Source organism: Tsuneonella mangrovi, assembly GCF_002269345.1.
Lineage (GTDB): Bacteria > Pseudomonadota > Alphaproteobacteria > Sphingomonadales > Sphingomonadaceae > Tsuneonella > Tsuneonella mangrovi.
This window is the reverse complement of the sequence record NZ_CP022889.1, coordinates 783,191-809,481: the sequence shown is the minus strand read 5'-3', so window position 1 is coordinate 809,481 and position 26,291 is coordinate 783,191. Positions and strand designations below refer to the sequence as shown.

General features: G+C 64.6%; 28 protein-coding genes and 1 tRNA gene. 11 read left to right on the top strand and 18 right to left on the bottom strand.

What is annotated here, in order from left to right:
• Nucleotides 1-36: 36 nt before the first annotated feature.
• Nucleotides 37-465, top strand: coding sequence for a hypothetical protein (locus tag CJO11_RS04005; RefSeq protein ID WP_095011559.1), 429 nt, complete (start codon nucleotides 37-39; stop codon nucleotides 463-465).
• Nucleotides 466-523: 58 nt separating this feature from the next.
• Here the strand turns inward: CJO11_RS04005 and CJO11_RS04000 are convergent, their stop codons facing one another.
• From CJO11_RS04000 to CJO11_RS03955, 10 genes are all read right to left on the bottom strand, one after another.
• Nucleotides 524-1,849, bottom strand: a complete 1,326-nt coding sequence (locus tag CJO11_RS04000) for a C13 family peptidase (RefSeq protein WP_169829129.1) — start codon at nucleotides 1,847-1,849, stop codon at nucleotides 524-526.
• Between the two features lie 58 nt (nucleotides 1,850-1,907).
• Nucleotides 1,908-2,708, bottom strand: a complete 801-nt coding sequence (locus CJO11_RS03995) for a phosphoadenylyl-sulfate reductase (protein ID WP_095011557.1) — start codon at nucleotides 2,706-2,708, stop codon at nucleotides 1,908-1,910.
• The gene (locus CJO11_RS03990) at nucleotides 2,701-3,126 is read right to left on the bottom strand and encodes a DUF934 domain-containing protein (RefSeq protein WP_095011556.1); all 426 of its coding nucleotides are present in this window, start codon (nucleotides 3,124-3,126) and stop codon (nucleotides 2,701-2,703) included. The genes CJO11_RS03995 and CJO11_RS03990 overlap by 8 nt, the downstream gene beginning before the upstream one ends.
• Nucleotides 3,119-4,747, bottom strand: coding sequence for a nitrite/sulfite reductase (locus CJO11_RS03985; protein ID WP_095011555.1), 1,629 nt, complete (start codon nucleotides 4,745-4,747; stop codon nucleotides 3,119-3,121). The genes CJO11_RS03990 and CJO11_RS03985 overlap by 8 nt, the downstream gene beginning before the upstream one ends.
• Before the next feature lie 10 nt (nucleotides 4,748-4,757).
• Nucleotides 4,758-5,057, bottom strand: a complete 300-nt coding sequence (locus tag CJO11_RS03980) for a DUF2849 domain-containing protein (RefSeq protein WP_095011554.1) — start codon at nucleotides 5,055-5,057, stop codon at nucleotides 4,758-4,760.
• The gene (cobA, locus tag CJO11_RS03975; protein WP_095011553.1) at nucleotides 5,054-5,812 is read right to left on the bottom strand and encodes a uroporphyrinogen-III C-methyltransferase; all 759 of its coding nucleotides are present in this window, start codon (nucleotides 5,810-5,812) and stop codon (nucleotides 5,054-5,056) included. Before cobA ends, CJO11_RS03980 begins: the two co-directional genes overlap by 4 nt.
• A 128-nt stretch (nucleotides 5,813-5,940) precedes the next feature.
• Nucleotides 5,941-7,020, bottom strand: coding sequence for a mechanosensitive ion channel family protein (locus CJO11_RS03970; RefSeq protein WP_095011552.1), 1,080 nt, complete (start codon nucleotides 7,018-7,020; stop codon nucleotides 5,941-5,943).
• Nucleotides 7,017-8,228, bottom strand: coding sequence for a cystathionine beta-lyase (gene metC / locus CJO11_RS03965; protein ID WP_240504555.1), 1,212 nt, complete (start codon nucleotides 8,226-8,228; stop codon nucleotides 7,017-7,019). Before metC ends, CJO11_RS03970 begins: the two co-directional genes overlap by 4 nt.
• Before the next feature lie 2 nt (nucleotides 8,229-8,230).
• Nucleotides 8,231-9,076: a sulfurtransferase gene (locus tag CJO11_RS03960; RefSeq protein ID WP_095011550.1), complete on the bottom strand. Its 846-nt coding sequence runs from the start codon at nucleotides 9,074-9,076 to the stop codon at nucleotides 8,231-8,233.
• Nucleotides 9,077-9,105: 29 nt separating this feature from the next.
• On the bottom strand, nucleotides 9,106-10,287 hold the full coding sequence (locus CJO11_RS03955; protein WP_095011549.1) for a hypothetical protein: 1,182 nt from the start codon (nucleotides 10,285-10,287) through the stop codon (nucleotides 9,106-9,108).
• A gap of 111 nt (nucleotides 10,288-10,398) precedes the next feature.
• On the opposite strand from CJO11_RS03955, the gene queF reads away from it, so the two are divergent.
• On the top strand, nucleotides 10,399-10,857 hold the full coding sequence (gene queF / locus CJO11_RS03950; RefSeq protein ID WP_095013200.1) for a preQ(1) synthase: 459 nt from the start codon (nucleotides 10,399-10,401) through the stop codon (nucleotides 10,855-10,857).
• Between the two features lie 122 nt (nucleotides 10,858-10,979).
• On the opposite strand, the gene CJO11_RS03945 is transcribed toward queF, so the two are convergent.
• The 3 genes from CJO11_RS03945 to CJO11_RS03935 form a co-directional block, all read right to left on the bottom strand.
• Nucleotides 10,980-11,055, bottom strand: a tRNA-Thr gene (locus CJO11_RS03945).
• Between the two features lie 104 nt (nucleotides 11,056-11,159).
• Nucleotides 11,160-12,047, bottom strand: coding sequence for a hypothetical protein (locus CJO11_RS03940; protein ID WP_095011548.1), 888 nt, complete (start codon nucleotides 12,045-12,047; stop codon nucleotides 11,160-11,162).
• Nucleotides 12,044-13,366, bottom strand: a complete 1,323-nt coding sequence (locus CJO11_RS03935) for a replication-associated recombination protein A (RefSeq protein WP_095011547.1) — start codon at nucleotides 13,364-13,366, stop codon at nucleotides 12,044-12,046. The genes CJO11_RS03940 and CJO11_RS03935 overlap by 4 nt, the downstream gene beginning before the upstream one ends.
• Before the next feature lie 97 nt (nucleotides 13,367-13,463).
• On the opposite strand from CJO11_RS03935, the gene CJO11_RS03930 reads away from it, so the two are divergent.
• A complete protein-coding gene (locus CJO11_RS03930; RefSeq protein ID WP_095011546.1) occupies nucleotides 13,464-14,126 on the top strand; it encodes a PadR family transcriptional regulator in 663 nt (220 codons plus the stop codon).
• Nucleotides 14,127-14,215: 89 nt separating this feature from the next.
• On the top strand, nucleotides 14,216-14,653 hold the full coding sequence (locus tag CJO11_RS03925) for a hypothetical protein (RefSeq protein ID WP_095011545.1): 438 nt from the start codon (nucleotides 14,216-14,218) through the stop codon (nucleotides 14,651-14,653).
• On the opposite strand, the gene CJO11_RS03920 is transcribed toward CJO11_RS03925, so the two are convergent.
• Nucleotides 14,650-15,810, bottom strand: a complete 1,161-nt coding sequence (locus CJO11_RS03920; RefSeq protein WP_095011544.1) for a glycosyltransferase family 4 protein — start codon at nucleotides 15,808-15,810, stop codon at nucleotides 14,650-14,652. The genes CJO11_RS03925 and CJO11_RS03920 overlap by 4 nt on opposite strands.
• Nucleotides 15,811-15,927: 117 nt before the next feature.
• On the bottom strand, nucleotides 15,928-16,272 hold the full coding sequence (locus tag CJO11_RS03915) for a hypothetical protein (RefSeq protein ID WP_095011543.1): 345 nt from the start codon (nucleotides 16,270-16,272) through the stop codon (nucleotides 15,928-15,930).
• Between the two features lie 308 nt (nucleotides 16,273-16,580).
• Between CJO11_RS03915 and CJO11_RS03910 the strand changes: the two genes are divergently transcribed.
• The 3 genes from CJO11_RS03910 (at nucleotide 16,581) to CJO11_RS03900 (ending at nucleotide 20,579) form a co-directional block, all read left to right on the top strand.
• Complete coding sequence (locus CJO11_RS03910; protein ID WP_095011542.1) at nucleotides 16,581-17,714, top strand: phosphoserine transaminase; 1,134 nt, start codon at nucleotides 16,581-16,583, stop codon at nucleotides 17,712-17,714.
• A 95-nt stretch (nucleotides 17,715-17,809) separates the two neighbouring features.
• Nucleotides 17,810-19,393 carry a phosphoglycerate dehydrogenase gene (gene serA / locus CJO11_RS03905; RefSeq protein ID WP_095011541.1) on the top strand — a complete coding sequence of 528 codons (1,584 nt, stop codon included), beginning with the start codon at nucleotides 17,810-17,812 and terminating at the stop codon, nucleotides 19,391-19,393.
• A gap of 76 nt (nucleotides 19,394-19,469) precedes the next feature.
• Nucleotides 19,470-20,579, top strand: a complete 1,110-nt coding sequence (locus CJO11_RS03900) for an ATP phosphoribosyltransferase regulatory subunit (RefSeq protein ID WP_095011540.1) — start codon at nucleotides 19,470-19,472, stop codon at nucleotides 20,577-20,579.
• On the opposite strand, the gene CJO11_RS03895 is transcribed toward CJO11_RS03900, so the two are convergent.
• The 3 genes from CJO11_RS03895 to CJO11_RS03885 all read right to left on the bottom strand — a co-directional run bounded on the left by CJO11_RS03895 (nucleotide 20,576) and on the right by CJO11_RS03885 (nucleotide 22,688).
• Entirely contained in the window at nucleotides 20,576-21,448 is an 873-nt protein-coding gene (locus CJO11_RS03895) for an alpha/beta hydrolase (RefSeq protein ID WP_095011539.1), read from the bottom strand. The two genes, CJO11_RS03900 and CJO11_RS03895, sit on opposite strands and share 4 nt — an antisense overlap.
• Before the next feature lie 115 nt (nucleotides 21,449-21,563).
• The gene (locus CJO11_RS03890) at nucleotides 21,564-21,869 is read right to left on the bottom strand and encodes a hypothetical protein (RefSeq protein ID WP_150124971.1); all 306 of its coding nucleotides are present in this window, start codon (nucleotides 21,867-21,869) and stop codon (nucleotides 21,564-21,566) included.
• Between the two features lie 135 nt (nucleotides 21,870-22,004).
• Nucleotides 22,005-22,688 carry a hypothetical protein gene (locus CJO11_RS03885; RefSeq protein ID WP_150124970.1) on the bottom strand — a complete coding sequence of 228 codons (684 nt, stop codon included), beginning with the start codon at nucleotides 22,686-22,688 and terminating at the stop codon, nucleotides 22,005-22,007.
• 348 nt (nucleotides 22,689-23,036) lie between these two features.
• Between CJO11_RS03885 and CJO11_RS03880 the strand changes: the two genes are divergently transcribed.
• The 4 genes from CJO11_RS03880 to CJO11_RS03865 all read left to right on the top strand — a co-directional run bounded on the left by CJO11_RS03880 (nucleotide 23,037) and on the right by CJO11_RS03865 (nucleotide 26,291).
• Nucleotides 23,037-24,326: an adenylosuccinate synthase gene (locus CJO11_RS03880; protein WP_095011536.1), complete on the top strand. Its 1,290-nt coding sequence runs from the start codon at nucleotides 23,037-23,039 to the stop codon at nucleotides 24,324-24,326.
• Between the two features lie 109 nt (nucleotides 24,327-24,435).
• A complete protein-coding gene (locus CJO11_RS03875; RefSeq protein WP_095011535.1) occupies nucleotides 24,436-25,410 on the top strand; it encodes a helix-turn-helix domain-containing protein in 975 nt (324 codons plus the stop codon).
• 93 nt (nucleotides 25,411-25,503) lie between these two features.
• A complete protein-coding gene (locus CJO11_RS13345) occupies nucleotides 25,504-25,821 on the top strand; it encodes a hypothetical protein (protein WP_240504554.1) in 318 nt (105 codons plus the stop codon).
• Between the two features lie 116 nt (nucleotides 25,822-25,937).
• Nucleotides 25,938-26,291 carry a response regulator gene (locus CJO11_RS03865; RefSeq protein ID WP_095011534.1) on the top strand — a complete coding sequence of 118 codons (354 nt, stop codon included), beginning with the start codon at nucleotides 25,938-25,940 and terminating at the stop codon, nucleotides 26,289-26,291.

Sequence of the window (26,291 nt, the reverse complement as noted above, 5' to 3'; positions counted from 1 at the left end):
CGGCTGCCACCACGTGCCACTCGAGGGGAGACTATCATGAAAAATATCATTGGCTTGGCCGCGATTGCGGCGCTTGCTGCCTGTTCGCAGTCGGCAACCACGCCCGACGCCCAGGCAAGCGCCGGGGCGGCGATGGAAGCAACGTCCGACGCACCGTCCGATGCATCCACGTCGCTTGCCGCTGACGGTCAGTCGCCGGTCGGCAAATACAAGATCACTGCCGCCAACGGCGATGTGACGATGGAAGAGCTCAAGGCGGACGGGACTTACACCGCAATGGCCGATGGCAAGGTGGTCGAAAGCGGCACCTGGGACCAGAAATCGCCGTCGGAATATTGCTACACAAAGAGCGAACCCGACGCGACCGAGGTCTGCAACAAGGAAGGCATCGACGCCAAGGGGGTCTGGACCAGCGAAAATCCGGACACCAAGGAATCGGTGACGGTCGAACGCGTACCCGAATAGGCGTGCGTGACTGCGGGCGGGATCGGCATGCAAATGACTGCCGGTGCCGCCCGGCGGCCTATTTCACTTTAGCGGGTTCGCTCCATACGGCCTGCATGTCCTTGCCGACGTAGGATTGCGGATCGGAAGGCTCGACGTTGAGCCGGGCTTCCTCGTGCGCGACGAAATTGCGGGCAGCGGCGAATACCTGTTGCCACGGTGCGCCTTTGGCGAGCGGTCCTTCGAGCATCGCTTGGCCAAAGATCGTCAGCCGCCGGGTGTCGTCGCACCCGAACGAGGTCCGGTCGGGCGCAGCGGCAGCCATCACGATCGTCTCGCGATTGGCAAGCGCTGGTATCCAGCTGCCGCCGAAACACGCTGAAACGATCACGATTCGCTTGCCGATCCCGGCCTCGTCGAGCGCCTTGGCAAGGAAGCTAGCGTTGATCGGTCGCAACTCGTCATCGGTCGGCAGCCGCGTAGCGACGGTGGCGTTCATCGCGCCGTGCCCTGCGATGTAGACGATTGCGGTGGTCTTGCTTGGGTCGCGACCGGCGGTGAACTTCGCCAGCGTGCGCACGAGGTTTGCGCGGGTTGCCAGCGGGGTTCGCAGCAGGTCGTTCTCGGTATTCGAGAGCAGCAGCCCGCTCGTGTGCCTGGCACCGTAGCGGCCTTCGATTCTGCCGAGCGCTTCGCCCGCCTCGCGCGCGAACAACTCTTGCGAGCCATCCGCCGCGATCCCCAGCACCAGCGTGTCGGTGGCGTTGAACGGAGCCCGATTGGCGTCCACCTCCCGGTCGACCAGCGCTTGCTGGCTGTCGAACAGTTGGTCGGGCGCAACCTCGTAGACCAGCGAGCGCGGCAAGCGCGCCGCATTGCTGGCAAACAGCGGGTCGAGCGCGCGTTCGATGCCGTGCCGGGTATCCGGCCAGCTCGTCGCGGCGAACAACGCCAGTGCCATCGCGCTGGCGGATGCCACTGTGCGCCACATCGGGGCCAACTTGCGCAATGCCAGTACGCCTGCGGGGAGGAACAACAGCGCGCAGAAGGCCTCAAACAGGTGAAGGCGCTCGACCGCCTCGGGCAATACGCCGAGAATTGCGACCGCAACTGCGCGGATCAGCGAAACCACGAGCAGGAACAGGAGCGCGAAGCCGATCAGCCGGGCAGTGGGCGCGCGATCTCCCAGCAGGACTCCCGCCACCACCGCGCTGAGAACCATTAGCGAACCCGGTGCGAGGGCTGCAGAAACGTGGGCGTAAGTTGCGCCGTCAACGAACTGCAGCGCGAATTGCGCGAAGACTGTCGCCAGCCACAGCAGCGCGAGCGCCGCAGGGCTGCCCGGCAAGCCATCGAGCGCCGGCGTGGCGGCTGGAATCGTGGAATTTGGGGCGGGGTCAGTCATCGCGCAGCGAGGCATACACGATCGGCCCCGTATATCACGTTAACTGCGCAGCGAATGATCAGAAGACCGGTTCGTAACCGGGCGGAAGCTCGCCGTCCGGCCCCGGCCTGACCGGCGAATGGATGCCGCATTCGGTCTTGTCCCAGCCCTTCCAGCGGCCCGAGCGCGGGTCTTCACCCGGCGCGACCTTGCTGGTGCAGGGTGAGCAACCGATCGAAGGATATCCGTCTTCGAGCAGCGGGTGCGGCGGCAGATCGTGCGCGGCGAAATGCGCCGCGAGATCGTCCGCCTGCCAGTCGATCAGCGGGTTGACCTTGAGCCGACCGAGTGCATCCGAGGTATCGAGTTCGAACCGGGGCAGGGCGGCCCGAGTCTGCGCCTGGAACGCCTTGCGCCCGGTGATCGATGCATCGAACCGCGACAATGCGCGCGCGAGCGGCCGAACCTTGCGGATCTCGCAGCATCCGTCGGGATCGTAAGACCAGCGCAACCCGCTTTCGTCTCGCGTTGCGAGGTCTGCCGGATCGGGCTCCAGGACGACGAGGTTGGTCAGGCCCAATTGCGCCACGAGTGCATCGCGATAAGCGAGCGTTTCCGCAAAATGCTTGCCGGTATCGAGAAACAGCACGGGCGTTGCCGGTGCGATTCGCGCGACCTGGTGAAGCAGCACCGCGCTTTCCGCTCCGAAGCTCGACACGACCGCTACCCGTCCGGCGATCCCGAGCGTCAACACCGCTTCGAGCAACGCGCGGGTATCGGCACCGTGGAAGCGCTGGTTCCGTCTCTCCGCATCGTTGGCAGTAAAGCGGGGGCCAGCATCGATCCGGTCGCGCAGGCGAATGGGATCGGCTTCAGCCATGGCGCAGGCGCCAGATCGGGGCGCGGGCGTCCGCAGCAGGCTGGTAGACATCGGGCCAGGTCGCGAGCGCCGCGCTGGCTTCTGCCGCGTCGAACGGCCGGTCGGGCTCGAAGCTGTCGAACCCGCAGCGGCGCATCGCCGAAAGCTGATCAACCAAGACATCGCCCACTGCGCGCAATTCGCCGGTGTATCCTGCTTCGCGCAGCACGCGCGCCGCCGAATAGCCGCGCCCGTCGGTGAAGGCGGGGAAGTTGATTTCCACCAGCTTGAGCGCGGCAATGTGCGGGATCAGTGCACGTGCGTCGTCGCCCGGTTCGATCCGCACGGCGGCGGCATCGTCCTGCCCGAGATACGAATCGACCGTTACCGCAGGGTGATCGACCGGTTCGTCATCGCGAAAACGCAGCAGGTCAGCCATAGATCGCCTCCTTGAACGGATCGATGCCGATCCGGCGATAGGTATCGAGAAAGCGCTCTCCGTTGCTGCGCTGGGCGAGATAGACCTCGGTCGCCTTCTCGACCGCATTCACGATCCCTGCTTCGTCGAAACCGGGGCCGGTGATCTTGGCGAGCGATGTGTCTTCGGCTTCGCTTCCGCCGAGCAGGAGCTGGTAATTCTCGACCCCCTTGCGGTCCACACCGAGTACGCCGATGTGGCCCGCGTGGTGGTGTCCGCAGGCGTTGATGCACCCGCTGACCTTGATCTTGAGTTCGCCGAGTTCGGCCGACTTCGGCGAAAGGCGCTGCGAGATCTGCTGCGCGACCGGGATCGAGCGCGCGTTGGCGAGGCTGCAGTAGTCGAGCCCCGGGCAGGCAATGATGTCGCCCGCGCGATCGAGGTTGGCTGTGCCCAGGTCCGCAGCCTCCAGCGCGGTCCATAGCGCGTGAAGGTCGGCCTTGCGTACGTGCGGCAACACGATGTTCTGGGTGTGTGTCACGCGGCATTCGTCGAAGCTGTATTGCCTCGCGAGATCCGCCATCAGCCGCATCTGGGCGGAGCTGGCGTCGCCGGGTATCCCGCCGACGGGCTTGAGGCTGATCACGGCCGAGACATAGCCGGAGGCCTTGTGCGGCACGGTGTTTGTATCGACCCACAGCGCGAAATCGGGGTCTGCACGGTCTATGCTCTCGTCGAGGTCGGTTTCGAATGCAGGCGGGGCGAAATGGGCCGCGATCCGCTCAAGCTCGGCCAGTGGCGGTTCGATATCCTGCGCCAGCATGTGCGCAAATTCTTGCTCGACCTGGCGAGTGAATTCCTCCGCTCCCAGTTCGTGCACGAGGATCTTGATTCGCGCCTTGTATTTGTTGTCGCGCCGACCGTGGCGATTGTAGACCCTCAGCACCGCCTCGCAATAAGTCACCAGCCGGTCGATCGGCACGAACGGGTTGATGCACGGCGCGATCATCGGGGTGCGGCCCATCCCCCCGCCAACGTAGAATGCCGCGCCGATTTCGCCCGCAGCGTTCCTGACGATGCGAATGCCGATGTCGTGCAGCTTCATCGCCGCGCGGTCGGCCTCGCTGGCGATCACGCAGATCTTGAACTTGCGTGGCAGGGCGAGGAATTCCGGGTGGAAGCTCGACCATTGCCGCAGCAGTTCGGCATAGGGGCGCGGATCGGCGATCTCGTCGGCAGCAGCCCCGGCGTAGTGATCCGAACTGATGTTGCGGATGCAGTTGCCGCTGGTCTGGATCGCGTGCATCTCGACCTTGGCGAGATCGGCCAGCAGGTCGGGCGTCTGGTCGAGCCGGATCCAGTTGTACTGGATGTTCTGCCGGGTGGTGAAGTGCCCGTATCCGCGATCGTATTTGTCGGCGATGTCTGCCAATGCATGCATCTGCGTGGAATTGAGTGTGCCGTAAGGCACCGCGACCCGCAGCATGTAGGCGTGGAGCTGGAGGTAGAGCCCGTTCTGCAGCCGTAGCGGCTTGAACTGGTCTTCGGTGATGCGCCCTTCGAGCCGGCGGCGGACCTGATCGCGGAATTCCTCCACTCGGGCATCGACCATCGCCTGGTCGTATTGGTCGTAGCGATACATCAGATCACCCCTAGATAACCCAGGTGCCGATGGCGGGATCGGCCGGTTTGACGGTGAGGTCAGGGCGCACGGTCGGGCCCAGCGCACGGATGCGATCCTTGATATGCGCGGGGCGGACGTTGCCTTCGGCATTCACTTCTCCCGCGATCACGTAGGGCGCGTTGACCCGGCGTGCAGCTTCCTCGCGCGCGGCGATCGCTTCGGCGTTGTCGCCCGCATCGATCGCATCGGCGACGTGGAGCGACCATTCGTAGCCGGTCCACCAGGTCACCGCGCCGCTCTTCAGGTCGTTGCCGGTAATGATTTTCATGACTGCGCCTCCAGCGCGAGAGTGGCGAGCGCGTGATCTTCGCGCGCGGTAACTTGGCCGATCACGATCAGCGCGGGACTTTGGACCGCTTCGCGCACGACGATGTCCGGGAGCGCGGCAAGCGGGCCGCGCAGCACCCGCATCTGCGGGCGGCAGGCGTTCTCGATCACTGCCAAGGGCATGTCGGGTGCGAGACCGTCTGCGATCAGCTTCTCGGCGATTGCCGGGGCCGTCTTCACGCCCATGTAGATGACCAGCGTACGGCCCTTGCCGGCCAGCCCGGTCCAGTCCTGGTCTGACAGGCCCTTGCATTGTCCGGCGACGAAGCTGACCACGCTGGCGGCATCGCGATGGGTCAGGGCGATCTGCGCAGCAGCTGCGGCACCGTTGGCGGCGCTGATCCCCGGGACGATCTCTACCGGCACGCCAGCCGCACGGCACGCCTCGGCCTCTTCGCCGCCGCGCCCGAACACCAGCGGGTCGCCGCCCTTGAGCCGTACGACATCGTTGCCGGCAAGCGCTTCACGCACAAGCAGCGCGCAGATATCTTCTTGCGGGAGAGTGTGGTGCGCGCGCCGTTTGGCGACCGAAACCAGCCGCGCATCGGCAGGGGCAAGTGCAAGTACTTGCGGATCGACCAACCCGTCGTGCACGACAATACGCGCTCGCTCGAGCAGGCTCGCCGCTCGCAGCGTCAGCAGGTCCGGATCACCCGGTCCTGCACCAACGAGATAGACTGTTCCGATCGCTTCCATAGCGGGTCGCAAATGGTCGCGTGGCCGGGTTTGCGCCAACCAGAATGCCTGTCCGGCAGAGAAGCGAAGTTTTTGAAAGCTTCCGTAATTACCTGCGAAGCGGAGCTATTTCAGATAACTCGCAAGTTCTAATCTGACTTCGATCCGCCCAGTTCGACGCGTTGCGAGATGGCGGCGACAAGTTGCTGGAACTCGTCGTTATTACGCAAGTTGAGATCGCGTTGCGGGAACGGGATTTCGATACCGTTTTCGGCCAGCAGGTCCCATAGTTTCTTGAGTACTTCGGACCGGATATTGCCGATTCCATCCTCCGGATCGTCGATCCAGCACTGGATTATGAAGTTGACCGAACTGTCTCCATATCCGTCCAGCCAGACTGTCGACGGGGGAGTCTTGAGGATACGCGGCACGCTTTTGGCGGCATCCAGCATCAGCTTTTCGGCCAGCTTGATATCGCAATTGTAGGATACCCCTACGGGCACCTGGATGCGCACGTTCTTCGACGAATAGGACCAGTTCTCGACCTGGTTGATCATCAGGTTTTCGTTCGGGATCAGGTATTCCTTCTGGTCGCGCGTGACCAACGAAACGGCGCGGATGCCGATCTTGCGAATCTGGCCGAAGGTCGAATTGCCGGCCGCGTCGGCAATCGCGATCACGTCGCCCGGCTTGATCGAACGGTCCATCAGCAGGATGATCCCGGCAATCAGGTTGCCGAAGGTCTTCTGCAGGCCGAAGCCGATGGCGAGGCCGAAGGCGCCGGAGAACACCGTCAACGCAGTCAGGTCGATGCCGAGGAAGTTCATCCCCGAAAGGATCGCGATTCCCCACACTGCGAGGGTAACCAGCTTTTCGGCAAGGATGCGCTGGGTCACGTCAAGCCGCGTCATCCGCCGCAGCATCGCGCGGGCACCCTTGCTGATCGACCAGGCCAGCACATAGACCACGCCGATCACGATCAGCACGACGATCGCGTCCCACACCGAGAAGTGGAAATTGCCGATGTTGATCGCGATGTTGTCGAGCGACTGGATCACGTCTCCGACGGTCGCGCTCTTGCTACCGACCGCTGCCTTGATCCCTTCGGCCGCCTTCACTCCCGCATCGGTCGCTACATCGCTCGGCTTGGCCATGTCGCTCGCTATGTCGCTAGGGACAGCACTTGGCGTGGGAAGCGTGGCAGCGGCGGCTGACAGCAAGGAAATCATGTATTCTCCATGGCGGCAAACCCGCGTTCCAGGTCAGCGCGCAGGTCGTCGGGGTCTTCGAGGCCTATCGATAGCCGGATTGCGAGCGCCTTGTCACCAGCCCACCCGGCTGGCGGCCAAGGCGTAGCCGTGCGGTCGAAGGCCGGGTCGACCGGCAGCGCGAGGCTTTCGAACCCGCCCCACGAATAGCCGATGCCGAACAAATCGAGCGCGTCGATAAAGCGCGCGCGCGCGGCATCGTCATCGGTCGTCAGCAGGAAACTGAACAACCCGCAGCCGCCGGTAAAGTCACGCTTCCACAGCTCGTGTCCGGGTGAGCCTGGCAGCATCGGACACATTACCTTGCCGACTTCGGGTCTCGTTTCGAGCCATTCGGCGAGTGCCAGTGCACTCTCGGTTTCCTGCCGAAGCCGGATGCCCATCGTGCGCAGTCCACGGGTGGCAAGGGCCGCGTCGTCGGGCGAGACCACATGGCCAAGCGCCTGCGCGGTGCGGCGCAGCCGGGTGTGCCACGGTTCGGCAGCCGTCGCGCTGCCCATCATAAGGTCCGAATGCCCGCCGACATGCTTGGTAAGCGCCTGGATCGCGATATCGCATCCATGCTTGAGAGCGGCGAAGCCGAGCGAACTGGCCCAGGTGTTGTCGAGCAGGCTGACCGCGCCCTTGTCGCGCGCGATGGCCGCCATCGCAGGTACGTCGCACACTTCCATCGTCAGGCTGCCGGGGCTTTCGAGCATCACCGCGCGGGTGCGGTCGCAAAACGCATCGGCGAACGCATCGAGGTCGAGCGGATCGAAGAACCGCGCTTCGACCCCGAATCGCTTGAGCAGCCCGGTCGCCATCGTCCGCGTGGGATCGTAGGCATTGTCGGTCACCAGCAGCACGTCGCCGGGCTTCAGCACCGCCAGCAACGCGCCGGAAAGCGCGGCGACGCCACTGGGGTAGAGCACCGTTCCCGCCGCGCCCGGTTCAAGCTCCGTCAGCGCCTCGGCCAGGGCCCACTGGGTCGGGGCCCCCCGGCGACCATAAAAGAACCGCCCGTCGCGGTTACCCTTCTTGCCTTCCTTAAGAGCGGCGGTGTCTTCGTAAAGGTGTGTGCTGGCGCGCCAGACAGGCGGGTTGACCACCGCCCCCGTCCATTCTGGTCGGCGCCCTCCGGTGACGAGGCGAGTCGCGGGGCGGATATCGTCGTGTTTGTCCTTGGCCATCGTCAGGCGGCGAGCCCCGTTTCCTTGGGTGTGGCCGGATCGGCCCCCCATTCGCTCCAGCTGCCGTCATAGAGCGCAGTGTCGCGCTTGCCCAACCGGTCGAGCGCGAACAGGAGCGCACACGCGGTCACGCCGCTGCCGCAGCTGGTGACGATCGGCGCGGCAAGATCCACTCCGGCGGCTTCGAACGCGCTGCGCAGCTCGTCGTTTGGGCGCAAGGTGCCGTCGGGATTGTAGAGCTCGGCGAAGAACACGTTGCGCGCGCCCGGTATGTGCCCGCCCGGCAGGTTGTGCACGGTGTCGATCGTCTCGCCGGTGAAGCGACCGGCATCGCGCGCGTCGATGACCTGTTCGGTGCGGGTGGCGAGGTTGGCGAGCATCTGCTGCTTCCGCCGGACGTTACCTTGAAACTCTGTTGGCGGAAGCAATCGCGGTTCAAGATCGGCCTTGCCGCTTGCGATCGGTCGGCCTTCCGCTCGCCATTTGGCGATCCCACCGTCGAGGATTGCAATATGCTCAAAGCCATAGCCGGCAAGTATGAACCATGCGCGCGCTGAGGTCTTCACCGCGCTGTCGTCGTAAATCACGATTCGTTGTTCGCGCTCGAGGCCAAGTGCGCCCAAGACGACGGAGGCCTGAATGGACCCCGGCAAAGTCGCGCCGACCGGCGACGCGGGATCAGTGAGCCGCCCAAGGTCTAAGAACCGCGCGCCGGGGATGTGTCCATCTAGAAATTCGGCTCCCGGATCGCGACCAGCGGCGGGAAGGTGTCGCGAAGCATCGAGCACCACCAGGTCGGTGGCACCGAGTTCGCGCGCCAGCCAGTCGGTCGATACGAGCGTGTCCATCGCGTGCAGACCTAGCGGCGGGGACGCGGTCAGTCGAGCGGCTTCAATCCGATATCGCTGTGGACCTGCGGCATCTCGTCCAGTTGGAACGGCATCACGCGCGTCGGCTGGGCAGGCGCAATCTTGCCGATGAGGAAAGTCCGCGCGCTCGGCTGTTCTCCTTCTGCGGTCACGCGCACGCGTAGCAGCGGGACATAGGGCTGGCCGCCCGACTGCGCCAGCGGCCTGATCTTTCCGACTGGCAACAAGATGCGAGCATCGAATTCGGTGCGCCCCTCGATCTCGAGCGGACCGACCTGCTGGATTGCGGGCAGGCTGGCGGCGGGGTCGGCCAGTTGGCGTTCGGCCGGTTCGCGCCCATGCGCACTGATCAGGTCGGCTTCTATCGCGACGTCGCTCAGCGGATGCCCGCTGCGATTGGTCAACGCGAAATGCACCTCCAGCGTGGCATTCATCATCGACCGACTCAAGGTCATCGGCACGGCTTCGACCAGCACCGGGGATCGCGCAGGGACCGCTGGACTGGGTGCTGGCGGCTTGGCGGGAGTGGCTTTGGCAGGGCCGGAATTGGACTCCAGTGGCATGACCGGCCGCGGGCGGACGATTTCGGGCGGCCGGGAGTTCGCTACCTGCCGCCGTCGCAGGAACACGATGGCAAGCGCTCCTACCGCGAGCGCGGCGAGCGCGACCAGGGCGTAGAACAAGTTATCCGAACGGCCAGCGCCGCTCGGCATCGCGGTTACGGTAGCTGCTGCCGGAGGCGCGCTGGGCATCGCACTTGCCGATTCGGGCGGTGGTGCGACAGTTGGTTGCGCAAGGGTATCGGTCGGCGTGATCTCGATCTCGGGCGAAGCGTTGGCTCTGTCCGAGCTTCCGTTTCCGGTCTGGGACGGCGCCGGGGTAAAGCGCGGCAGCGAGCTGCCGTTGAGGCGCACCGAAGTCTGCCCCGGGGTGGGCGATGCGGTCGGCGCGGCGGTCGGCGTGGGTCGCGGCGTCGGCGAAGGCGCGGGCACTTCGGCGCGCGGGCGGGTTTCGTAAGGGGCCTGCGGGTCGATCGGCCCTTGCACGTCGCTTGTTGTCGGCGTCGGGCTCGGCGCGGGCGGCAGACTGAACGTCCCCGGCGATTGCTGCGGCGGCACGGTCGTATCCTGCGCCGCGAGCGGGGCAGCGAGGGCTATTGCGAGCAGACCGGAGACGAGCGTTTTCTTCATGGCATGATGCAAGCGGTGCAACGCAGTGTTGCGGCGGCGGTGAATAGGCAATGAAAGCGCCAAGTCCACCGCTCGCTTGCCTGCGAGCGCGTTTCGCGCAAGATGCGCGGCATGAGCGACACACCCAGCACCCTGCACCTCGGGCAGACCAGCCCCTTGCCCGCTTCACCCGACGAGGCGCAGCTCGATTATGTCCCCAATCCGCGGCGCGGATCGCTGTATTGCGTCCGGTTCACCGCGCCCGAGTTCACTTCGCTGTGCCCGGTAACGGGCCAGCCCGACTTCGCGCACCTGGTGATCGACTATGCCCCGGCCGATACGATCGTCGAATCGAAGAGCCTCAAGCTGTTCCTCGCCAGCTTCCGCAACCATGCGGGCTTCCACGAGGATGTGACGGTCGGCATCGGCCACCGGCTGCGCGGCGAAATGCAACCAACGTGGCTGCGTATCGGCGGCTACTGGTTCCCGCGCGGCGGCATCCCGATCGACGTGTTCTGGCAGACTGGCCCGGTGCCCGAGGGGCTGTGGGTGCCCGACCAAGGCGTCGCGCCATATCGCGGGCGGGGATAGCGCTTCGCGGGTGCAGTCCGGGCAGACAATTGCCCCTCGCTTGCGCTTCGCTGCCTCCCGCGCTTCGCTTGGGAGTTTTTCGGCCACGAATGTCCCCCGGACATTTGCGATTCTCGAAAAACTGGTGCCGGCTGCAGGATTCGAACCCGCGGCCCCCTGATTACAAATCAGGTGCTCTACCAACTGAGCTAAGCCGGCGTTCCCCGAAGGATGCGGAGCCCTAGTGCAATGTGTTCCTGCCCTCAAGTAGCGAAGCGGTAGGGCCGCAAATACTCCCTCAAGTAGCGAAGCGATAGGGCGGTTTATAACGCGCCGAACGTCCAGCCTTCGGTGCAGGCAATCTCTGGCTTCAGTCCTGCCGGATTCCAATAGGCCGGATCGTGCGCCACGGTGCGCAGCCATGAAGCGGTGACGAGGGCATCGGACGAATGGTCGTCGATTGGCCCGCTGCCGGTTACGGGCGGGCAACCAAGCAAGTCCAGCCCATCATTGAGCGCCTCAAAGGTGCGGATCTTGCTTGCCCCTTTGCGCACACCGGCACCCTGCGCGGCGAGCGAAGTGTACATCTCCACGATAACTGAGCCGCTCTGGGGTAGCGGGTCGACCGGCCAAACCGGCACGCAGCCTTCCAACCGGTGAAGTAGGCGCATCCCCGTCAGGCTCGATTTGCCGACCTGGGCCGCGCCGACGAGGTTGAAGTTGCTCACCGGACGCACGCCTTGCGCGCGCTGGGCGTGTTCGGCGAGGCGAAAGCGGCCCTCGCGGGTGGCTGCATCGGACAAGTGGAACCGGTCGCCGACGTGTTCCCGCGAATGGCGGAAATAGCGCGCGGCTTGCGGGTGGCGTACGAAGCTCGTCGCGGCGAGATGTTCGTCGTCGGCACAGAGTTCGTCGATCAATGCCCACAGCGTCTTGGCATCGGGTGGGCTGCGGTTCCACCCGGGGAAGAACGCGCCCGTATCGGCGAAGGGCAGGGCGATCCCGAGGTCCATGCCCACCAGCGTATCTTCAGGCAGGTCTTCGCGCAGGATCGCCAGCACGTCTTCCCGGTTCCACCCGCGCCCCGGATCGACCAGCACTGGCGGCCCGCCATCGGCGCGGGTCAGCGCGAGCGCGATTCCCTTCTGCCGCGGGCCGACCGCGCCGGACCAGTCGATCGCGAGGAAATGCCGGAAGCGGCCAGGCTTCATGCGCCCGCGCGCTCTCGCCGCAGTTTGTCCCAGTATTCGAGGCGCTTCCTCACCTCGCGCTCGAACCCGCGCTCGACCGGGGCGTAGTACGCTTGCGGCTCCATCTCTTCGGGCCAGTAATTCGCGCCGGAAAACCCGCCTTCGGCATCGTGGTCGTAGGCGTAACCTTCGCCGTAGCCGATATCCTTCATCAGCTTGGTCGGCGCGTTGAGGATGTTTTGCGGCGGCATCAGGCTGCCGGTTTCCTTCGCGCTCTTCCACGCGGCCTTCTGCGCCTTGTAGGCGGCATTCGATTTGGGCGCGGTGGCGAGGTAGAGGCACGCCTGCACAATCGCCAGTTCGCCTTCCGGACTGCCGAGGAATTCGTAGGCGTCCTTCGCCGCAAGGCATTGGGTAAGCGCCTGCGGATCGGCGAGGCCGATATCCTCGCTTGCCGCACGGACCATCCGGCGCAGCACGAACAGCGGCTCCTCGCCCGCCACCAGCATCCGCGCGAGATAATAGAGCGCTGCCTGCGGGTCGGACCCGCGGATCGATTTGTGCCACGCGGAGATGAGGTTGTAATGCCCCTCGCGGTCCTTGTCGTAGACCGCCACGCGCCGCTGGAGGAATTGCCCGAGCGCCGCCGGATCGAGCGGTTCCGGGATGCTCGCGGCGTAGAGCGTTTCGGCCTGGTTGAGCAGGAAGCGCCCGTCGCCGTCGGCGCTGGCGATCAGGGCCGTCCGGGCTTGATCGGTGAGGGGAAGCGGGCCTTCGAGCTCCTCGGCGCGGGCGAGCAGCTGTTCGAGCGCGGCTGCGTCGAGCCGATGGAGCACCAGCACTTGCGCGCGACTGAGCAGCGCAGCGTTGAGCTCGAAGCTCGGGTTCTCGGTCGTCGCGCCGACCAGCGTGACCGTGCCGCGCTCGACGAACGGCAGGAAGCCGTCCTGCTGGGCGCGGTTGAAGCGGTGGATCTCGTCAACGAACAAGAGCGTTCGCTGGCCGGCTGCGGCGGCCTTGTCGGCGGCGGCGAATGCCTTCTTGAGGTCGGCAACCCCGGAGAATACCGCGCTGACCGCTTCGAAGCGCATTCCCACCGCTTCGGCGAGCAGCCGGGCGATGCTCGTCTTGCCGGTACCGGGCGGCCCCCACAGGATCATGCTCGAAAGCTTGCCCGCCGCGACCATCCGCCCGATCGCGCCCTCGGGGCCGGTCAGGTGCTCCTGCCCGACGACATCCGCCAGCGAATGCGGACGAAGCCGGTCAGCCAGCGGCGCATCCTCGCGCGGCTCAGCGAAGGCAGTGCCCGGAGGCGGATCGTTGGCAAAAAGGTCGGCCATCGCGGAAGCAAATAGGGGCAGGCGAATTTTTTGGCGAGGGGGTCTTGAAGTTCGTTATTACTAAGATATATCGTGAAGCATCGAAAGGAATACGAATATGAGACATCAAGGAAGGCGCTGCCATGAAGCGCGTGGTGCGCGGAACGGCTGGAAAAAGGCCGAACGCGAATTCGCAAAGGTCTTCGGCCCCGAAGGCCCGTTTGGCCCCGATGGACCCTTTGGCGAAGATGGCCCGTTCGGACCCGGCGGACCATTCGGCGGTGGCGGCGGCCGCTTCGGCGGACGCGGACGGCACCGGCGTGGGCGAATGTTCGGTCACGGCGAATTGCGGTTGGCGTTGCTCCAGCTGCTCGCCGACGAACCGCGCCACGGCTACGAATTGATCAAAGCGATCGAGGATCTGACCGGGGGTGCTTACGCGCCGAGCCCGGGCGCGGTTTATCCCACGCTCCAGATGCTCGCCGACGAAGGCCTGATCGAGGAGCAGGGCGACGACAGCCCGCGCAAGGCGTTTGCCGCGACCGATGCAGGGCGGGCGGAATTGGCTGACAAATCCGACGATGTCGAAGCGATCATGGAGCGCCTCGGCTCGTTTGGCGAGGAACGGCGCGGCTCTCCGCACCTCCATATCCAGCGGGCGATGGAAAACCTGCGTAACGCGCTCAGGATGCACCGGGCGCAAGGCAACCTGCACGGCGATCGGCTCAACGAGATTGTCGACCTGATCGATGAGCTCGCCAAGAAGATCGAACGGCTGTGACCGTTTGCGCGGGTGGGTCCAGCAGCGATTTGCCCCCGCATCGTTAAGTGCTATCCTTCCCCGACCAAAACGATCGGGGGAGGATCGAAATGGCTTCTGCTGCAAAACCGCGTGCACCGTGGCACCTGTGGGTCGTTGGCCTGCTGACCTTGCTGTTCAACTTCGGCGGAGTGGCCGATTATGTCGGCACCCACGCTTTCCCGGACACCTATCTCGCGCAATTCGATGCCGAAACCCGGGCTTATTTCCTGGGCTTTCCGGCATGGCAGGTCGCCTTCTGGGCGTTTGGCGTGTGGGGATCGTTCGTCGCGTCGATCCTGGTGCTGGCGCGCAGCCGCTATGCGTTTCACTCGCTGCTTGTCGGCCTGCTCGGCCTCGCGGTGATGACGCTGGTGCAATATACCTCGACAATGCCCGCGAGCATCGACACGCCCGGAGTTCACATTTTCAACGCGGTGATTTGGGCCGTCCAACTGTTGCTGCTGTGGTACATCGTGCGCCAGAGCACGGCGGGCGTCCTGCGCTAGTTGCCGGTCGACTTGCCCTTGTGGGCCAGCACCCGCAGGTAGGTGTCGGCTACGGCCTGGTTGATCGTGTCCCACTCGAAGGCTTCGGCCTTCTTTTCGCCAGCCGCGCCGTGCGCCTTGCGCAGCGTGGGATCGGCGGCATAGCCCTGAAGCTTGTCCGCATAGGCGGAGACATCGCGCGGTGCGACGAGGTAGCCGGTCACACCATTGTCGACGAGGCTCGCAGCCCCTGTTGCATCGGCAGCGACGACCGGAACGCCGCACGCCATCGCTTCGAGCGTAACGTTGCCGAAAGTCTCGGTGACCGAGGGGTTGAGCAGTACATCCATGCAAGCCACCGCGCGGCCGAGATCGGTTCCGGTCTGGAAGCCCGCGAAACAGGCATCGGGCACCCGCTCGGCGAATGACTTACGCGCCGGGCCATCGCCGACGATCAGCACTTTGTGTGCGATGCTGCGCTTCTTGAGTTCGAGGATCGTGTCGCCGAAGATGTCGAGGCCCTTTTCGAGCACCAGCCGCCCGAGAAACCCGATCGCTACTTCGTCATCGGCGATTCCAAGCTTGCGCCGCCATGCAAGATCGCGTCGCTCGGAATTGAAGATCGCGTGCTCGACCCCGCGGCTCCACAGCCCGATATCGTCATTCATGTCTTGCGAGCGCAGCGTGTCGATCATGCTCGGTGACGGTGTGAGCAATGCGTCGCACCGGCGATAGAGCTTGCGCAGCCACGCTTCGATGACCGGTTCGAGGAACCCCATGCGGTAATACTGGGGATAGGTCTCGAACCGGGTGTGCACGCTGGCAACTACCGGGATACTTCGGTCGCGCGCCCACTTGGCGGCCTCGCGCGCGCTGAAGTCCGGCGAGGCGATGTGCAGGACATTGGGCGCGAACCCTTCGAGATCGCGCCTGATGCTGGTGTTGATGCCCATCGGCACACGGTATTCATTGCGGCCCGGAATGGCGAACGAGGGCAGCGAAACCAGGTCACCCTGCGGCGTGAACGGCGGCTCGGCAATTGTCGGTGAATAGACCCGCACCGCTGCCCCCTGGCGCAGCAGGTACTCGACCAGCCGGTTCAGCGCCTTGTTGGCACCGTCCACGGTCATGGCATAGTTGCCGCTGAACAGCGCAACGCGAAGGTCGGTCATTTCCATTCGCAGCGCCCATAATGAAGACTGGCGTGCTTGGCGAGGGGGAGGGCTGGCCCCGTTGCCCAAAATGAAAGGGCGACGTGCGCCGCACGCCGCCCCTCCAATGTGAGTCCCGAAGGGTCAGCTGCCGGAGGCAAGCCCCTTGAATGCGCCCATGACCATTTCATACAGCCGACGGGCCACCAGCGAGGCGGATACGCCCGCCGCCGCCACTGCGAGGCTGTTGAAGATCGTGGTCAGGTGCTCGCCGATCGCCGGGATGGTCCCGAGGGCCGTGCCGATAGCCGGAAGCACGATGACGCCCAGGAACATCCTGACTGCGCCGTCCTGGCTGGCGGCGATTCCGCCGACGATCCCCAGGATGAGAATAATCAGCGCGACATTGAGCCCGGGAATGGCCACGAAGCCGGCAATAATCGCCAGCAGCACTGCAAGAGCAGCTGCGAGTCCTCCGATTTTTTCCATTTCAAAACCCCTCTCTTCCTCCTGTTTCGAGGAGCTGGACCTTACCCAATTTTGCTGCACTTTAAAAATTTTTATGTTGCGCGGTAAAGGTATGATTTAGTGCGGTTAAATCGTTTCACTTTCATCTTTTCCACAAGCGTCCCTTTCGCACTGCATCCGTCAGAGCGTTGTTATTGCGCGTTGGATCGACTCGCCTTGCATGCCCTGTCCTGATCGAATGCGCTTGACTTGCTGCGCTGCAACACTAGTGCGGCCAGCGGGCCACGCGGTCCCAACGCCGCGCGTGCTCTCTGCAAGGAGAGTCAGACATGACTGATACTACGGTTCCGGCGCGCAAGCCTGCGCGTCCGTTTTTTTCTTCCGGTCCCTGCGCGAAGCCGCCGGGCTGGTCCCCCGACAAACTGGCCACCCAATCGCTCGGGCGTTCGCATCGCTCGAAGATCGGCAAGGCGCGCCTGCAATACTGCATCGACCTGATCCGCGAAGTGCTCGAGGTGCCTGAGACGCACCGCATCGGCATCGTGCCGGGTTCGGATACCGGCGCGGTCGAGATGGCGATGTGGACGATGCTCGGCGCGCGCCCGGTCACCACGTTGGCGTGGGAAAGCTTCGGTTCGGGCTGGGTGACCGATGCGGTCAAGCAGCTCAAGATCGATCCGACCGTGATCGAGGCCGATTACGGCCAGCTGCCCGACCTGGGCCAGGTCGACTGGACGAACGACGTGGTGTTCACCTGGAACGGGACCACTTCGGGCGTGCGCGTGCCGAACGGCGACTGGATTGCTGCCGACCGCGAAGGCCTTGCGATTGCCGATGCCACCAGCGCGGTGTTCGCGCAGGACATCGCGTGGGACAAGGTCGATGTGCTGACCTTCAGCTGGCAAAAGGTGCTCGGCGGTGAAGGTGCGCACGGCGTGCTGATCCTTGGCCCACGCGCCGTCGAACGGCTGGAGAGTTATACCCCCTCCTGGCCGCTCCCCAAGGTCTTCCGCCTGACCAAGGGCGGCAAGCTGATCGAAGGCGTGTTCAAGGGCGAGACGATCAACACCCCTTCGATGCTGGCAGTAGAAGACGCGATCTTCGCGCTCGAATGGGGCAAGTCGCTCGGTGGCCTTGCCGCAATGAAGGCGCGCGCAGATGCCAATGCCGCTGCCCTCGATGCGATCGTGCAGCAGCGCGATTGGCTCGGCCATCTCGCCACCGATCCTGCGAGCCGTTCGAACACCAGCGTTTGCCTCACGGTCGCCGGTGCCGATACCGATACGATCAAGGCGATGGCCAAGGCTCTCGAAGAGCAAGGCGCGGCCTACGACATCGCCGGTTACCGCGATGCCCCGCCGGGGCTGCGCATCTGGTGCGGCGCGACGGTCGATACTGCCGATGTCGAGGCGCTCGAGCCGTGGCTCGACTGGGCCTACGCCACCGTAGCGGCATCGGCCTGACACTGCCGGCCCCGCGCAGGCGGGGCCGCAGGAACTCGACCCCCTGAATTATTGCACGAGGTCCCCGTTTTCCCGGGGACGTACGGAGAACCCAAATGACCAAGCCCAAAGTCCTTATCTCGGACAAGATGGACCCCAATGCCGCGAAGATCTTCGAAGAGCGCGGCTGTGATGTCGATGTAATCACCGGCGAAACGCCCGAGCAGCTGATCGCGCGCATCGGCGACTACGATGGCCTTGCCATCCGCAGCTCGACCAAGGTGACCAGGGAAGTGCTCGACGCGGCGACCAACCTCAAGGTCATCGGCCGCGCCGGGATCGGCGTCGATAACGTCGATATCCCCTATGCCAGCGGCAGGGGCGTGGTGGTGATGAACACCCCGTTCGGCAACTCGATCACCACCGCCGAACACGCCATCGCGCTGATGTTCGCGCTTGCCCGCCAGCTGCCCGAGGCGAATGCCCGCACACAGGCCGGCGAATGGCCGAAGAGCGCGTTCATGGGCGTGGAAGTGACCGGCAAGACGCTCGGCCTGATCGGTGCAGGCAATATCGGTGCGATCGTCGCCAGCCGCGCTCTGGGGTTGAAGATGAAGGTGATCGCCTACGATCCGTTCCTGACCGAAGATCGCGCGGTCGAACTCGGGGTCGAGAAGGTCGATCTCGAAACGCTGCTCGCGCGGGCCGACTTCATCACCCTGCACACCCCGCTGACCGACCAGACCCGCAATATCCTCAGCCGCGAACGGCTGGAGAAGACCAAGCCGGGTGTGCGGATCGTCAACTGCGCGCGCGGCGGGCTGATCGACGAGGCGGCTCTCAAGGACTTGCTCGAAAGCGGGCATATCGCCGGGGCCGCGCTTGACGTGTTCGCCAGCGAACCCGCCAAGGAGAGCCCGCTGTTCGGCACAAGGAACTTCATCTGCACCCCGCACCTTGGCGCAAGCACCACCGAAGCGCAGGTCAACGTCGCACTGCAGGTGGCCGAGCAGATGGCGGATTATCTCGTCAACGGCGGCGTCACCAACGCGCTCAACATGCCGTCGCTGAGCGCCGAGGAAGCGCCCAAGCTCAAGCCCTACATGAAGCTCGCCGAAAACCTCGGCAGCCTGGTCGGCCAGCTGGCGCACGGCAACCTGACGCAGATCAGCATCGAGCGCGAAGGCGCGGCGGCGGAACTGGCGGGCAAGCCGATTGAAGCAGCTGTGCTTGCGGGCCTGATGAAGCAGTATTCGGACACCGTGAACATGGTCAATGCGCCCTACCTCGCCAAGGAGCGCGGGCTCGACGTGCGTTCGATCCGGCACGAGCGCGAAGGCGCGTACAACACCCTGCTGCGCGTTACCGTCGGCACCAGCCAGGGCGATCGCTCGGTCGCCGGCACGCTGTTCGGCAACGAAAACCCACGCCTGGTCGAGATGTTCGGGATCGGGATCGAGGCCGAACTCGCCGGCCATATGCTGTATATCGTCAACGAGGACGCGCCGGGCTTTATCGGCCGCATCGGTACCCTGCTTGGCGAAAGCGGCATCAACATCGGCACCTTCCACCTCGGGCGGCGCGATGCCGGCGGGGAAGCGGTGCTGTTGCTCAGCGTCGACAACCCGATCACGCAGGACGTGATCGACAAGGCCAGCAAGCTCGAAGGCGTCAAGACCGTGAAGGCGCTCGAGTTCTGAGCTCGGCGGAAGCCTTGCAAAACGTCGTCATTCCCGCTCTTGCGGGGATGACGACTTGCACAAGGCCCCATGGGACATGACCGACCCGACCAGAGACCTGCTGCCCATCGGGCTCGAAGATCGCCTGCCGCGCTCGGCGGAGGTGCTGGCGCGCGCGCGCCGGGCAGCGCTCGATGCGATGGATGCGCATGGCTATGACCGGGTGATCCCGCCACTGGTCGAATTCGAACGCTCGCTGGCCGAGCGGATGGACGGCGTTGCCACCCGGCGGATGTTCCGCTTCGTCGATCCAGCGAGCCTCCGGATGCTGGCACTGCGCAGCGACATGACCGTTCAGCTCGGCCGGATCGCGGCAACTAGTCTGGCCGATGCGCCGCGCCCCCTGCGGCTGTGCTACGCGGGCGAGACCGCGACGATCGCGAGCGACCAGCTCGATCCGGCGCGCCAACGGCTCCAGCTGGGCGCGGAACTGGTCGGCAGCGACGGCGAAGCGGCGGCGGCGGAAGTCGTCAGCGTGGCGATCGCCGCGCTGGCAGCGGCGGGTGCCACGGGGATCAGCGTCGATTTCACGCTGCCCGACCTTGTCGACACATTGGCGCAGAAGGCGTTGCCGCTCGATGCGGCGCAGGTCGAAGCGGTGCGGCGCGAACTCGATGCCAAGGACGCCGGGGCGCTCAAGGGCGCGGGCGGTGAAGCCTACCTGCCGTTGCTTTACGCCGCCGGACCGTTCGACGAAGCGATTGAGCGGCTTTCGGCGATCGATGCGGGCGGCGCGCTCGCCAGCCGGATCGCGGGCCTCAAGGCGATTGCCGCCAAGGTCGGCGGCAAGGCGCGCCTGACGCTCGATCCGACCGAGCGGCACGGCTTCGAATACCAGAGCTGGTTCGGCTTCACGCTTTATGCCGAGGGGGTTCGTGGCACTCTGGGCCGGGGCGGCACATATCGCATCGGCGGTAGCAACGAGGCTGCGACCGGGTTCTCGCTGTTCATCGACCGGCTGGCCGACACGCTCGATGCCGGGCCGCAGCGCGATACGCTGTACCTGCCGCTCGGCCATGACGAGGACGCGGCGGAACGTTTCCGCGCGATCGGCTGGCGAACGGTAGCTGCGTTGCAGGACGGCGAAGACCCGGCGGCACTCGGCTGCACGCACCGCCTCGACGGCGCGGAGCCGGTCAAGCTCTAGCCCCCGAACCGCGCTGCCAGCCAGCGATCGACGATTGCAGTCGCCGGATAGTCCGGCTCGCCCAGCTTGCGGTTGATCTCCATGTGGCCGCGCAGGCCCTTGCCATTGATTGCATCGATCTCGACCGGGGTGTCCGCCTTGCGCAGTGCCGCGCCGAGTTCGTTGGTCTGCGATGTGCCGTCCGCACGATCGACATGGAGCAGCAGGAACCCGGGGGCATTGGGCCTCGCCGCGTGCATCGTGGGTGACAACGCGCGCTGGCGTCCGGGATCGGTGCCGAACGCCTGACGATAGGTGCCCTGCATCATCCGGTTCCCGTCGGACATCTGGCGCGGGACGTCGTAGGCTGCGCCGTCGAGCGCGATCACGCCGCGCAGGTCACCCAGCGCCATTCCCGCGCCGCGCAGCCATTGCGGGTCGGTGCCGACGAGCGCGACGAGATGCGCTCCGGCGCTGTGCCCTACCAGCACGATCCGCTGCGGGTCGATCCCCAGCCGGGCGCTTTGCGAGCGCAGCCATGCTACCGCCGCGGCAACGTCCGCCGCCTCGTCTTCGACGGTCGATACGGGCACCAGCCGGTAATTTATCGATGCGACCGCGTATCCCTTCGCCTGCCAGTCGGCGAGCTTGGCGGAGCCCTGCATCATCGACTTGTCGCCGCGCTTCCACCCGCCGCCGTGGACGAACACCACTAGCGGCGCGCTGCGCCCCGAGCCGGCCCAGAAGTCGAGCGCCTGCAACGGGTCGCTTCCAAACGAGATCGTCTGCATCGCCCGGGCGGGCCGCTCGACGGCTTGCAGATTGCGGTCTGCAGCATTCGCAGGGGCCGCAACCGCGAACGCGAGAATGAAAAGAGCCGATTTCCTCATGGCGAACTGTCCTTCGCTTGCCTGATGGCCGCACTATCGCCGTTCAAGAGCAGCGAAGGCCAGTCGCAAAATGTCGTGAATTGTCGCGCCTAGGCGAATATCGGTTGCCAGCGCCTTACGAGCCGCTGTCGGAACTGCGGTCTTGCGGCGGCGCGTCGTTCTGGCCGGAATCGCGGTGTTGCATACGGTCGCCTGCTTCCTCTCGCCGCATCGCCATGAAGCGCTTGATCCGCGTCTGGCAGGTCTTGCTCAGCTTGGAGAAGTTCTGCTGCAGGCAGGCACCGAACTGTGTGCGATCCATGCCGCAAAGTTGGGTGATTTCTTGGTGGCAATCGGGTTTCGGGCCGGCGGAATCGGCTGCCTGCAATGGTGCGAGCGCCAGACTGGCGAAGGCGATGCCGGAAATTACGAACATTCGCATGAAGCAAAACTCCTACTCTGGGAGCCCCCGCGAGCTCGGATGCTCCCAAGTCATGCGCGCGTCCAGCGGCATTTTGTCGTGATTTGTCGCGGGGGCTGCGAGAGGAGATTGTCGGCTTTGGGGTGGAAGGCGGACCTAAGCGCGGCCGTCGGATATGATCATTGCCAGCTCTTTCAGGCCTGTCGGAGCGTCACTCCAAAACCCCGACAAGTCTTTGGGAAATCGCAATCTCAGGTCGGCCAACACCGGCGCACTACTTGGCTCTTGCAGCGGGCCAGTCCATCTTTCCAGCGCCAGTCCGGCACGTGCTGATCCGCATAGAACGCTCTCCGTTTCCCAACTAGTCCAGCCGTCTTTGGCGTTGTCTAAGTCATTGACTAGAGCATCATAAAACCAGGCATCCAAGAGTCTTTCAATCGTTCGCTGCTCATTCGCCTTCCATTCTCGCCAACTCGCTAGGCCCAGCTTGCCGATGACGATTTCCGGATCATTTGCGTTTCCCGGATCGGTAACCGAAATCTCCAAGATTCTAGGTAGTAAATATCGAAAATCATCCTCGTTGCCGATCGTTAGGAACGCACCAGAAACGTATCGCCAAATCTGCTGACCGGTGATCTCGCGCAGCGGAGTATTCAAAAGAACATCAACGCCTCGTGTCGCAATACAGCAAGGACACCCTTCAATCACTGATGGCGTAGGTGCGGCGAATTCCCGGTAGATTTCCTCAAGGGCTTCCCTCAAATGTGCTTTGTCGCGAAGCGTCATGAAATGATTATGACGCCTAAATTCTTCGTCCGCAATCGGGTCGCTCTTCCTCATTACCACCTTTCCTACGGCGCGTCTGCACGGCAGGATCGCAATAATGGCCAACGTCCAATCTCTCATAGTCAAGCGCAGCAACAGCCGGATGCTGAAGCGAGCGGGCTTTTCTCTTTCAGGACTGTGTTCCATGTGTTCCACGGTTCAGCAGACCTCCTCCGAAACTGAACGCCGCCCCAAAATGCCGATGATTCGACACCGTCCGCATCGCTCGCTTGACTCAGGCCATTGCCCGCCTCTAACGCGCGCCGCGCATCCGGGGCCGGTTTGGCCCCCACATCTCCATCCCCTGGTCGAGTCCTGTCGAAGGACCTTGAGGATCCCCCGGGCAGGGGGAAGAGTGTAAGCATGGCCAACGTCACCGTGATCGGCGCCCAATGGGGCGATGAGGGCAAGGGCAAGATCGTCGACTGGCTGGCGAGCCGGGCCGATGCTGTCGTGCGCTTCCAGGGCGGGCACAACGCCGGGCATACGCTGGTGGTCGGCAACACGACCTACAAGCTCAGCCTGCTCCCCAGCGGGATCGTCACCGGCACGCTGTCGATCATCGGCAACGGCGTGGTGCTCGACCCGTGGGCATTGAAAGCCGAGATCGAAAAGCTCGAAGGGCAGGGCGTTGCGATCAACGCCGACAATTTCGCGATCGCCGACAACTGTCCGCTGATCCTGCCGATCCATCGCGACCTCGACGGCTTGCGCGAGGCTGCTGCCGGTTCGGGCAAGATCGGCACCACCGGGCGCGGGATCGGCCCGGCCTACGAAGACAAGGTCGGCCGCCGCGCGATCCGGGTGTGCGATCTTGCGCACCTCGACGAGCTCGAACCGCAGCTTGATCGCTTGTGCGCGCATCACGATGCGTTGCGCGCCGGGTTCGACGAGCCGCCGGTCGATCGCGAGCGCCTGCTTGCCGACCTGCGGGAAATCGCGCCGTTCGTGCTGCAATATGCCCAGCCGGTGTGGAAGCGGCTCAAGAAGGTCCGCAAGGCCGGGGCGAAGATCCTGTTCGAGGGCGCGCAGGGCGTGCTGCTCGATGTGGACCACGGCACCTACCCGTTCGTCACCAGCTCGAACACCGTCAGCGGCACCGCCGCGAGCGGTTCGGGGTTGGGGCCGGGCAGCACCGGCTTCGTGCTCGGGATCGTCAAGGCGTACACCACACGCGTGGGCAGCGGCCCGTTCCCGACCGAGCTTGAGGACGAAACCGGCCAGCGGCTGGGCGAGCGCGGACATGAATTCGGCACCGTGACAGGGCGCAAGCGCCGTTGCGGCTGGTTCGATGCTGTGCTGGTGCGCCAGAGCTGCGCGATCTCGGGCGTCACCGGCATCGCGCTGACCAAGCTCGACGTGCTCGACGGGTTCGAGAAGGTGAAGATCTGCACCGGCTATCGCCTGAACGGCAAGATCATGGACTATTTCCCGAGCCATGCCGCCGACCAAGCGAACGTGGAGCCGATCTACGAGGAAATGGACGGGTGGCAGGAAACCACTGCCGGCGCGCGCAGCTGGGCGGATTTGCCCGCGCAAGCGATCAAGTACGTCCAGCGGGTGCAGGAACTGATCGAAACCCCTGTCGCGCTGATCTCGACCAGCCCCGAGCGCGAAGACACGATCCTGGTGCGCGACCCGTTCCTCGACTGATCCTGGCGGCATGACTGCATCGGGTGGTGAGCACTATCCGATTGCGATCTCTTGACTTCCTGCGATTTGTTCCGCATTTGTTCGAAAGATTGCGGTTGGAGTCGCGGGGATGAAGCAAGCCGATTTCGCTTACGCCACGTCTGACAATGTCGATCATCTTGGCCGGGCCGTCGCGGTCCATGCCGTTCGGCCGCACGTGCGCGCGCGTGTTTGCGCCGACATTTCGGCCAGCGGGGTCGATGTGCTCGAATTCGACCTGGCAGGCGAGCTGGACAGCGATCGGGAGGATATTCCGGCTGACGTCATTGTGCTCGATTGCCCGTTGGCGGACGCGGAGACGTTGGCGGCGCTCACCCGGTTCGACATGCGCGCGGCGAAGGCGGCAACGCAGCTGGTGGTGTGGACCAGCGCCGAAGCGCTCGACGCGGTTTTCGGGTGCCTCGCGCAGTCGAGGGCGCAGATCCTTGTCGATCCGACTCCGGGCGAACACGTAATTGCGCTGACGCGGGCTTTAACCATGATTGCCCCCATGCGGGTGCGCGAGCTGTCCGATGAAGACCGGTTGACGCTGGTCCGGTTGACCGAACAGGTCAGCGATATCGCCGCGCGGCTCGACCGGCTTTCGGCGGGGCAGCCGTTGGGTGAGGACAGCGCTTTCCGGCTCGAGTCACCGGCCGATGGCTTCAAGGGCGCGGACGATAACGAGCGCAACCTGATCCGCAAGCCGCGCCCGCCGCTGCCCGATCCGCGGCTGGTCCGCCAGATTATCGCCCAGCGCCAGGCGCGCGCGAAGTTCTTCGATCGCGAGCTGTTTGCCGACCCGGCGTGGGATATCCTGCTCGACCTTACGGCTGCACGGGCGGAGCACACCCGCGTCTCGGTCACCAGCCTGTGCATCGCCAGCGGTGTGCCGCCGACAACTGCTCTCAGGTGGATCGGGATGATGAGCGAAGCGGGGCTATTGGTGCGGGTTGAGGATGAATCCGACCGTCGCCGCGCGTTCATCGCCTTGTCCGACAGCACGGCGGACGCGATGGCGCGTTACTTTGCCGAAATCGGCAAGGGCGCCAAAGCGCTAATCTGATCCGGAGGGCGCCGCGCGCTAGCGGCGGGTCATTGAACTTTCATCAAGGATTTCTGGTTAGGATGCCTGCTCAACACGAGGGGTGCCGCAGCGGTGATCGAAGTCGAAATCCAGAACGAGACGCACCAGACGCAAGAGCGAATCCGGTTTGCCAGCGTGCCGCGGATCGGCGAGGGTATCCGCCTTCGCGAGCCCAACAATTGCTGGGCGAGCTACGACGTACTCGACGTATGGTACCAGAAGGCCGAATTCGGTGACGTCTGGGTGCCATACCTTCATGTCTGCATGACGCCTGCCGAACAAGCTGCGACCAACGCCGGGGCTCCGGCGCAGAAGCCGATCGGCGACCGGGAAATCTTCGATGATCGTCCGGTCTATGGGGAAGAGGAGTTCGTGCCATACACGAACTGATCAAACGTTCGCCGCAGCTCTCGGGCCATGCCCCGAACACTGCACCGCAGCCTGCGCAGCCGCGCGTAGAGGCGCCGGCCCCCACGCAACCTGCACGAGGTCAGCAGCGCACTTGCCTGCTGGTCGACGATTCGCGGGTGATCCGCAAAGTCGCCCGGCAAATCGTCGAAAGTATCGGCTACGCGGTGATCGAGGCGGAAAACGGCGAAGAGGGCCTCGCGCGCTGCAAGGCAGCAATGCCGCACCTCGTCATCACGGACTGGAACATGCCGGTGATGACCGGGATCGAGTTCGTCACTGCGCTGCGCGCCATCGAATCCCCGCGCCAGCCGCGGATCGTGTTCTGCACCACCAATTCGGGCGCGAAGGACATCCATCGTGGGATTGCTGCCGGTGCCGACGAATATGTGATCAAGCCGTTCGACAAGGATGCGCTGATCTCTCGCCTGCAAGCGATCGGCGCGGCCTGA

Coding starts and splice junctions, on each gene's coding strand:
- CJO11_RS03980 (WP_095011554.1), bottom strand. CDS start 5,057: ATGAAAATCATTACCGGCAACGACCTGAAGAGCGGCGCGGTGACCTGG.
- CJO11_RS03955 (WP_095011549.1), bottom strand. CDS start 10,287: ATGAAGAAAACGCTCGTCTCCGGTCTGCTCGCAATAGCCCTCGCTGCC.
- CJO11_RS04000 (WP_169829129.1), bottom strand. CDS start 1,849: ATGACTGACCCCGCCCCAAATTCCACGATTCCAGCCGCCACGCCGGCG.
- CJO11_RS03990 (WP_095011556.1), bottom strand. CDS start 3,126: ATGGCTGACCTGCTGCGTTTTCGCGATGACGAACCGGTCGATCACCCT.
- CJO11_RS03875 (WP_095011535.1), top strand. CDS start 24,436: ATGAAGCAAGCCGATTTCGCTTACGCCACGTCTGACAATGTCGATCAT.
- cobA (WP_095011553.1), bottom strand. CDS start 5,812: ATGGAAGCGATCGGAACAGTCTATCTCGTTGGTGCAGGACCGGGTGAT.
- CJO11_RS03930 (WP_095011546.1), top strand. CDS start 13,464: ATGAGACATCAAGGAAGGCGCTGCCATGAAGCGCGTGGTGCGCGGAAC.
- CJO11_RS03880 (WP_095011536.1), top strand. CDS start 23,037: ATGGCCAACGTCACCGTGATCGGCGCCCAATGGGGCGATGAGGGCAAG.
- CJO11_RS03940 (WP_095011548.1), bottom strand. CDS start 12,047: ATGAAGCCTGGCCGCTTCCGGCATTTCCTCGCGATCGACTGGTCCGGC.
- CJO11_RS03910 (WP_095011542.1), top strand. CDS start 16,581: ATGACTGATACTACGGTTCCGGCGCGCAAGCCTGCGCGTCCGTTTTTT.
- CJO11_RS03925 (WP_095011545.1), top strand. CDS start 14,216: ATGGCTTCTGCTGCAAAACCGCGTGCACCGTGGCACCTGTGGGTCGTT.
- queF (WP_095013200.1), top strand. CDS start 10,399: ATGAGCGACACACCCAGCACCCTGCACCTCGGGCAGACCAGCCCCTTG.
- CJO11_RS03970 (WP_095011552.1), bottom strand. CDS start 7,020: ATGATTTCCTTGCTGTCAGCCGCCGCTGCCACGCTTCCCACGCCAAGT.
- CJO11_RS04005 (WP_095011559.1), top strand. CDS start 37: ATGAAAAATATCATTGGCTTGGCCGCGATTGCGGCGCTTGCTGCCTGT.
- serA (WP_095011541.1), top strand. CDS start 17,810: ATGACCAAGCCCAAAGTCCTTATCTCGGACAAGATGGACCCCAATGCC.
- CJO11_RS03915 (WP_095011543.1), bottom strand. CDS start 16,272: ATGGAAAAAATCGGAGGACTCGCAGCTGCTCTTGCAGTGCTGCTGGCG.
- CJO11_RS03885 (WP_150124970.1), bottom strand. CDS start 22,688: ATGAGGAAGAGCGACCCGATTGCGGACGAAGAATTTAGGCGTCATAAT.
- CJO11_RS03995 (WP_095011557.1), bottom strand. CDS start 2,708: ATGGCTGAAGCCGATCCCATTCGCCTGCGCGACCGGATCGATGCTGGC.
- CJO11_RS03920 (WP_095011544.1), bottom strand. CDS start 15,810: ATGGAAATGACCGACCTTCGCGTTGCGCTGTTCAGCGGCAACTATGCC.
- CJO11_RS03935 (WP_095011547.1), bottom strand. CDS start 13,366: ATGGCCGACCTTTTTGCCAACGATCCGCCTCCGGGCACTGCCTTCGCT.
- CJO11_RS03985 (WP_095011555.1), bottom strand. CDS start 4,747: ATGTATCGCTACGACCAATACGACCAGGCGATGGTCGATGCCCGAGTG.
- CJO11_RS03890 (WP_150124971.1), bottom strand. CDS start 21,869: ATGCGAATGTTCGTAATTTCCGGCATCGCCTTCGCCAGTCTGGCGCTC.
- CJO11_RS03895 (WP_095011539.1), bottom strand. CDS start 21,448: ATGAGGAAATCGGCTCTTTTCATTCTCGCGTTCGCGGTTGCGGCCCCT.
- metC (WP_240504555.1), bottom strand. CDS start 8,228: ATGGCCAAGGACAAACACGACGATATCCGCCCCGCGACTCGCCTCGTC.
- CJO11_RS03900 (WP_095011540.1), top strand. CDS start 19,470: ATGACCGACCCGACCAGAGACCTGCTGCCCATCGGGCTCGAAGATCGC.
- CJO11_RS03960 (WP_095011550.1), bottom strand. CDS start 9,076: ATGGACACGCTCGTATCGACCGACTGGCTGGCGCGCGAACTCGGTGCC.